Origin of the sequence: Ideonella sp. (genome assembly GCF_036277275.1) — a bacterium.
Lineage (GTDB): Bacteria > Pseudomonadota > Gammaproteobacteria > Burkholderiales > Burkholderiaceae_C > Ideonella.
Window position 1 is genome coordinate 39,224 of sequence record NZ_DASUNH010000152.1, and the last position, 6,759, is coordinate 45,982.

At 67.4% G+C, this 6,759-nt stretch carries 8 protein-coding genes; 5 read left to right on the forward strand and 3 right to left on the reverse strand.

Annotation, left to right across the window (positions count from 1 at the left end; all coding sequences use genetic code 11):
- Positions 1-59: 59 nt before the first annotated feature.
- A complete protein-coding gene (locus tag VFY73_RS26590; RefSeq protein WP_329724583.1) occupies positions 60-2,048 on the reverse strand; it encodes a M3 family metallopeptidase in 1,989 nt (662 codons plus the stop codon).
- A 347-nt stretch (positions 2,049-2,395) separates the two neighbouring features.
- Between VFY73_RS26590 and VFY73_RS26595 the strand changes: the two genes are divergently transcribed.
- Positions 2,396-3,001, forward strand: coding sequence for a C40 family peptidase (locus VFY73_RS26595; RefSeq protein WP_329724585.1), 606 nt, complete (start codon positions 2,396-2,398; stop codon positions 2,999-3,001).
- Between the two features lie 83 nt (positions 3,002-3,084).
- Positions 3,085-4,206 (forward strand): GTP 3',8-cyclase MoaA, encoded by a 1,122-nt coding sequence (moaA, locus tag VFY73_RS26600; RefSeq protein ID WP_329724587.1) that lies wholly within the window; start codon positions 3,085-3,087, stop codon positions 4,204-4,206.
- Between the two features lie 98 nt (positions 4,207-4,304).
- Here the strand turns inward: moaA and rnhA are convergent, their stop codons facing one another.
- A complete protein-coding gene (rnhA, locus tag VFY73_RS26605; RefSeq protein WP_329724589.1) occupies positions 4,305-4,757 on the reverse strand; it encodes a ribonuclease HI in 453 nt (150 codons plus the stop codon).
- Positions 4,754-5,602 carry a class I SAM-dependent methyltransferase gene (locus tag VFY73_RS26610; protein WP_329724591.1) on the reverse strand — a complete coding sequence of 283 codons (849 nt, stop codon included), beginning with the start codon at positions 5,600-5,602 and terminating at the stop codon, positions 4,754-4,756. Before VFY73_RS26610 ends, rnhA begins: the two co-directional genes overlap by 4 nt.
- Here VFY73_RS26610 and VFY73_RS26615 point away from each other — a divergent pair.
- The 3 genes from VFY73_RS26615 to VFY73_RS26625 all read left to right on the forward strand — a co-directional run.
- On the forward strand, positions 5,601-5,894 hold the full coding sequence (locus VFY73_RS26615) for a hypothetical protein (protein ID WP_329724594.1): 294 nt from the start codon (positions 5,601-5,603) through the stop codon (positions 5,892-5,894). The two genes, VFY73_RS26610 and VFY73_RS26615, sit on opposite strands and share 2 nt — an antisense overlap.
- Entirely contained in the window at positions 5,891-6,100 is a 210-nt protein-coding gene (locus VFY73_RS26620; protein ID WP_329724596.1) for a hydroxyacylglutathione hydrolase C-terminal domain-containing protein, read from the forward strand. Before VFY73_RS26615 ends, VFY73_RS26620 begins: the two co-directional genes overlap by 4 nt.
- Positions 6,097-6,759: transglycosylase SLT domain-containing protein (locus tag VFY73_RS26625; RefSeq protein ID WP_329724598.1), on the forward strand; the 663-nt coding region annotated here is incomplete at its 3' end. The genes VFY73_RS26620 and VFY73_RS26625, both read left to right, overlap by 4 nt.

Genomic DNA, 6,759 nt, shown 5'->3' on the forward strand with positions numbered 1-6,759 from the left:
TGCCGGTCCGCTGCGCGAGCCCCCTCGGGGGGCAGCCCCCGAGAGGGGGCGTGGGGGCCTTATTTCGCCAGGTAGTCGAAGAACGCCTTCGGGCTCATGTCGCGGCCAAGGAAGTCCTTCACCAACAACTCGGGTGGGCGCTGGCCGCCCTGGCTCAACACCGTCTCGCGGTAGCGCTTGCCCACGGCCGGATCCAGCCGATCCGCCGAAAAGGCGGTTCGCAAGTCCATCGCGACGACCAGGCTCCACAGGTAGCCGTAGTAGCCGGCGCCGTAGCCGCCCGCCACGTGGGCGAAACCGGCCGGGAACATCGTGCCCGGCGCGTAGCCCAGCGGCGTGTCGCCCTCCATCTTGGCCCACAGCGCCATGGGCTCGGGTGCGCCTGCCGTGTGCAGCGCCAGGTCGAAGCTGGCATACAGGTGCTGGCGGGCCGTCATGCTGCCCTTGGTGAACTCGCGGGCCGCGCGGGCCTTGTCGATCAGTTCGTCAGGCACCGGCTTGCAGGTCGGGCAGACGTCCTGGAACAGCTTGAGCACCTTGCGGTCGAAGACCCAGTCTTCGAGCATCTGCGACGGCGCTTCGACGAAGTCTTGTTGCGTGCTGGTGCCGGAGTTCAGCGCGTAGCGCGTGTTCGACAAGTTGCTGTGCAGCGCGTGGCCGAACTCGTGCAGCAATGTGTCCAACTCTTCGATCGTCAATCCCTTGCGGTCGAAGTTGACCACCATCGCCGCCTGCGGCACGCGACCGGTCTTGGTCGAGCCACCACGGTACGACCACACCGCGGCGTGGTTGTACTTGCCCTCACGCGGGTACAGATCGACCATCAGGCTCGAGATGGGCTTGCCGGTCGCTGCGTCGCTGACGGCATAGGCCTGCGCCTCGGGGTGCCACAGCTTGGCGGGCACTGGCGTGTACTTGACGCCGAACATCGTCTCGGCGATGCGCATCACGAACTGCAGGCTCTCTTGCGGCGGGAAGTACGGGCGGAACGATTCTTCGTCGACCGTGAACCGCTCCTTGCGCAAGCGCTCGGTGTAGAAGGCCACGTCCCAGCGGGTCACCGTGGTCTTGTCCAGCGGCTGGCCCAGGTGCTTGGCCTTGGCTTCGCGCAAATCGGCAATGTCGCGGCGTTCGCCGTCGGTCACCGCCTGCTTGACCTCGTCGAGGAAGCGGGTGGTGTTGGCCGTGTTCTTGGCCATGCGACGACGCAGCGTGAAGTCGGCATAGCTGTCATAGCCGAACAGCTTGGCGTAGTCCCGACGCAGCTTGGCAATCTCGGCCAGCAGCTTCAGGTTGGCCGGGCCGCCTTCGTTCATCTTGGCGCGCCACATCTTTTCGCGCGTCGCGGCCTTCTCGGCCCGCTCCATCACCGGGTAGTAGGTCGGGTAGTCCAGGCCCAGCAACGCGCGGCCCTTGGCATCACGCTTGGCGGCTTTCAGCACCCCTTCAGGCACGCCGGCCAGGTCTTCGTCCGTGAATTCGACCTTGGTCTTGCTGTCGCGCACGTTCTTCTCGAACTGCTGGCCCAGCAGGCTGATGCGGTTGGAGAGTTGCTTCGCCTTGGCGCGCTGCGCCGGCGGCAGGCCGACACCCGAGTCTTCGAAGGTTTCCAGCGCCAGGCGCAGCGTTTCGCGGTCGATGTCGTCGACCGGCACCGATGCCTTGGCCGCACGGTACAGCTTGGCGTTCTGGCTGGCGTTGGTGAAAAAATCCTGCCAGCGCAGGTCGCACGCCTCGGCGGCGTCGCGCACCTTCGGGTCCGGATGCACGTTGCTGATGAAGCCGATCGGGCCATAGGCGTCTTCGGTCGCGCTGTAAAAGGCGTCGTAGTCCCCGATCCAACCAGGCGACGCCGGTTCCTTTTCGAGTGCCGTCACACGGGCCTTGGCCGCACGCAACCCAGCGTCACAGGCCTGGCGCACCTGGGCGGCGGTCTGGAAGTCCGGAAAAGCCGGGCCGACCATCTGGGCCGCCTCTGCTGCGTACGCCCCAGGCCAGCACGCGCCAACCGCGCTGCAGGCCGCCATCACCATCCATGTCTTTTTCATTGGCAATCCAGTCTCCATCAGACCACTTGGGAAATCCGCCAGGCTGGTGGCCCGTCGGTTTCTGCCGCTGGGTCGCGACACGCATGAGCCGCCTCGAACCCGGACAAAAACACGCATTGTGGCTCGCGGTACCCACGCGCGCGGTGGCGCAATGCTCAAGGCTGGTCACGTCCAGCCCCGTCGAAACCCAGGGTTCTCCCTGGCGAATTCGCCAACTCTCATCTGCAAGTGTTTGAAAACACTGGCTTTTCCGCGGCTAACCCGCTTGACACCCCTAGTTCGTGGCCCGTATCCTGCGGCCCGTGCTGAGGTCCTCTTTTCCCTCGCTTGGCCGGCTTCCGGCCGGCATGGCCCCCCGAAGCTGGATGCTGGCTGGCGCGTTGGCGTTGGCCGCCGCCTGGTGCCAGGCCGCTCCTGCCGGCGCAGCGCACGACCCGGTGATCCAGCTGCTGCAGGACCGCGGCCTGATTCAGCCAAATGGCACCATCGTCGCCTCGCCGCCACCGGCCGACCCCAGCCTGCTGGGCCAGGTGCGCGAAAAGACCACCGATCTGGTGATGGGCGCGATGAACTTCATCGGCGTGCGTTACCGCCGGGGCGGCACTTCGGCGGAGAACGGCTTCGATTGCTCGGGTTTCACCCGCTATGTGTTCGAGAACAGCATCGGCCTGGTGCTGCCTCGCCGGGCCCACGAGCAGGCCCGCGCCCCGGGCTTCTTCAGCATCAGCAAGGACGAGCTGAAGCCCGGCGACCTGGTGTTCTTCAACACGCTGCGCCGCACTTTCTCGCACGTGGGCATCTACGTGGGCGACGGCAAGTTCATCCACTCGCCCCGTGCCGGCGGCGAAGTGCGGGTGGAAGACATGCGCGTCGACTACTGGGCCAAGCGCTTCAACGGCGCCCGCCGCGCCCCGCAGGTCAGCAGCGGCGAGTTGCCGCGCCCCGGGTCCTGACGCGCTTCGGCTGATTCAGGCTCGAAGCGGCCCACTTGGCCGCCGTCAACCCAGGTCTTCTTCCCGAGCGGCACAATGGTCATATGGGTGAACGAGTCATTCCGCTGACCGACTGGCGCCGCGCGGTGTCGGCTCCGACGATACGCGCCGGGTCCGCGCTGCCTGAAGGCCTGCTGGCCGATACGCTCGGCCGCCCTTTGCGTGACCTGCGCATCTCGGTGACCGACCGGTGCAACTTCCGCTGCAGCTACTGCATGCCCAAGGAAGTCTTCGACACCCGCTACAACTTCCTGCCGCACGCCGAACTGCTGAGTTTCGAGGAGATCACCCGACTGGCGGGCCTTTTCGGCCAGTTGGGGGCCCGCAAGATCCGCCTGACCGGCGGCGAGCCCCTGTTGCGCAAGCACCTGGAAAACCTGGTCGAGATGCTGGCGGCGCTGCGCACACCCGATGGCCAGGCGCTGGACCTTACGCTGACGACCAACGGCTCGCTGCTGACCCGCAAGGCCGCTGCCCTGAAGACCGCCGGATTGAACCGCCTCACGGTGAGCCTGGACGCGCTGGACGACGCGATCTTCCAGCGCATGAACGATGTCGGCTTCCCCGTTGCCGACGTGCTGGCCGGCATCGACAAGGCGCTCGAGGTTGGCCTCGGCCCGATCAAGGTCAACATGGTCGTCAAGCGCGGTGTCAACGATGACCAGGTGCTGCCGATGGCGCGGCATTTCCGCGATCACTACGGAGCCACCGTCTCGCTGCGTTTCATCGAGTTCATGGATGTGGGCGCGACGAACGGCTGGCGGTTGGACGACGTGTTGCCTTCGTCCGAACTCTTGCAACGCCTGCAGCGCGAATGGCCGCTGCTGCCGGTGACCAGCGGCGTAGCCGGTGAGACCGCCGAGCGCTGGGCCTATGCCGATGGGCGAGGCGAGATCGGCCTGATCTCCAGTGTCACCAAGGCCTTTTGCCGCGACTGCAACCGCGCACGGCTGTCCACCGAAGGCCAGCTCTTCCTGTGCCTGTTCGGCACCCACGGCCACGATCTGCGCGCGCTGCTGCGCGGCGGCGTCAGCGACGCCGACATCATGTCGACCGTTGCCCACATCTGGGCCGAGCGCACCGACCGCTACTCGGAGATCCGCGGCTCTGCCTCGGCGCCCAGCAGCAGCGAGCGCCGGGTCGAAATGCACTACATCGGGGGCTGAGCCCGCGGGCGCAGACCCTGCGGCTTGGGCCCGTGCGGCTGGCGAAGCGGCTTGGCCTGCAAGCCAAGTCGTGACCGAGCCCGCGCGTCGGCGCCCGACTACTTGATCGTCGCCGCCAGCACCCCCTTGTTGGCCAGCGCATCCGCGCGCTCGTTGCCCGGGTCGCCCGCGTGGCCCTTGACCCAGTGCCAGCCGACCTGGTGCTGCTGCACGAGGCCATCGAGCTTTTGCCACAGCTCGGCGTTCTTCACCGGCTTGTTGTCGGCCGTGCGCCAGCCGCGCTTTTTCCAGTTGTGGATCCAGGTCGTCATGCCGTTCTTGACGTATTCACTGTCGGTGTAGATCGCCACCTTGCAGCGCCGCTTCAGTGTGGCCAGTGCTTCGATCACCGCGGTCAGCTCCATCCGGTTGTTGGTGGTCATGGTCTCCCCGCCGAACAGTTCTTTCTCGTGGCCACCGGCGCTCAGCCAGGCCCCCCAGCCGCCCGGACCGGGGTTGCCCTTGCAAGCCCCGTCGGTATAGATCGTCACCACGGTCGAATCCTCAGTCACTTCGTTCCTTCTTTTTCACGATGAATCTTGTGGTTCAGCGCCACGGGCGCCGGCGCCGCCTTCGGGCCGACGCGCTCACCGCGGGCCAAGCCGATCAGGCGCATGCCGCGCACCCGCTTGACCGCCACCACGCAATAGACCGCACCGAACACCGGCCACCAGTGCGCGCCGATGCGGTCCATCCAGCCAAAGCGGTCGAGCCAGCGCTGCGACGCCATCGGGGGACGCCAGCAGCCAAAGCGGCCGCTCTCGATCTCGAAATCCAGCAGGCGCAGCCAGTCGCGCAGGCGCCAGTAGCCGATGAACTCACCTGCGCGCGGCAGAAACAGGCTGCGCGGCCCCCCGGCCAGCTTCAACCTCGCATGGCCCAGGCGTTGGCGCGCCCCCCACAGGCTCGCCGGGTTCAGCCCGACGATCACCACCTTGCCCTCGGGCCGCAGCACGCGCGCCACTTCGGCCAACGCGCGGTGCGGGTCGACCGCCAGCTCCAGCGTATGGGGCATCACCACCAGGTCCAGCGCCTGATCGGGAAACGGCAAGGCTTCGGACTCGCAATGCAAGGCCACCGGCGCCGGGCCAATCGACAGCGGCGCGCCCTGCTCGTCGACCGAAGGCGGCATGTCGATGGCCGGCGGCAGCATCAGGCTGTCGCTGGCGATCCAGCGATGCGGCATGCGGTTGTTGCGCAGCGTGTCGACCTCGGGCAGCCCCAGCTGCAGCGCGTGGAAGCCGAAAATATCGGTCACTGCGTAGTCCAGGCGCTCTTGTTCCCAGGCCAGCAGGTAGCGGCCCGGGGGGGTCGTCAACCAGAGCCCCAACTCTATAATTGACTCGTTTTGCGTCATGAATCTCGTCGCCCCACCCGCCTCTGCCGACAACAACATCTGGATGCTTCACGACGGCCGTCAAGCCCTCGTGGTCGATCCGGGTGACGCGGCGCCGGTGCTCGGCGCGCCGGGCCGGCTCGGGCTCGCACTCACGGGCATTCTAGTGACGCACCACCGCAGCGTTCGCATTGGCGACCGGGCCGCAGTTGAGGCCTCGCTCGAGCAGAGCGGCGCCCCGGCAAGACCCGTGTCGCCGATCTCTCACGAAGCTGGTTTGCGCAAGCCGCGGAACCTGCCGCCCCCGCCGTGACTCAACACGTCGCCCGTTGCGATGCGCTGCGCGCGGCGGGCCGCTCCACCTCGCGCTCCATCGTGGGCCCGGGGCAGCCGATCAACCCCGTCATGTGTTGTGGCGAACCGGCTCCGGCCGACGCAGCACATGCCCACGGCGCTGGCAGCAAAGACCTCGTCGAGGCCCTCACTGCCCTGCGCCAATGGAAGAACAAGAACCGATGAAAAATTCGAACGCCGCCGCGCGCCGCCCGGCGCTGGCCGCCTTCTGGCTGGCCCTCGTCCTGACGCCGTGGTTCACCGGCTGCGCGACGCCGACCGAACCTGCCGCCGTGGTCGACGCGCTGCCGTTGGCGACGCCAGCCGCCGACGCCACCACCACGCCGGCCGCCGGCACTGACAATCCCGTCGCCGCCGAAGCCGCCGCGCAGCCGGACGCACCCGCGGAGGCCGAGAGCTTCATCGCCAATCCGATCGACCCGGTGCAGCCGGAGCGCCCAGTCGACCTGTTCGACGACACGGCCCGCATCGATCTGTGGGCGCGGGTGCGCATGGGCTTCGGCATGCCCGACCTCGACAACGAGCTGGTGCGTGGCCGCGAGCGCTGGTACGCCGACCGGCCCGACTACGTGCAGCGCATGACCGAGCGCGGCAGCCGCTACCTCTTCCACGTGGTCGAAGAGCTGGACAAGCGCGGCATGCCCACCGAGCTGGCGCTGCTGCCCTTCATCGAGAGCGCCTTCAACCCGCAGGCCGTGTCGAGCGCGCGCGCCGCCGGCATGTGGCAGTTCATGCCGGCCACTGGCCAGTATTTCGAACTCAAGCAGAACGTCTTCCGCGACGACCGCCGTGACGTGCTGGCTTCCACCCGGGCGGCGCTGGAC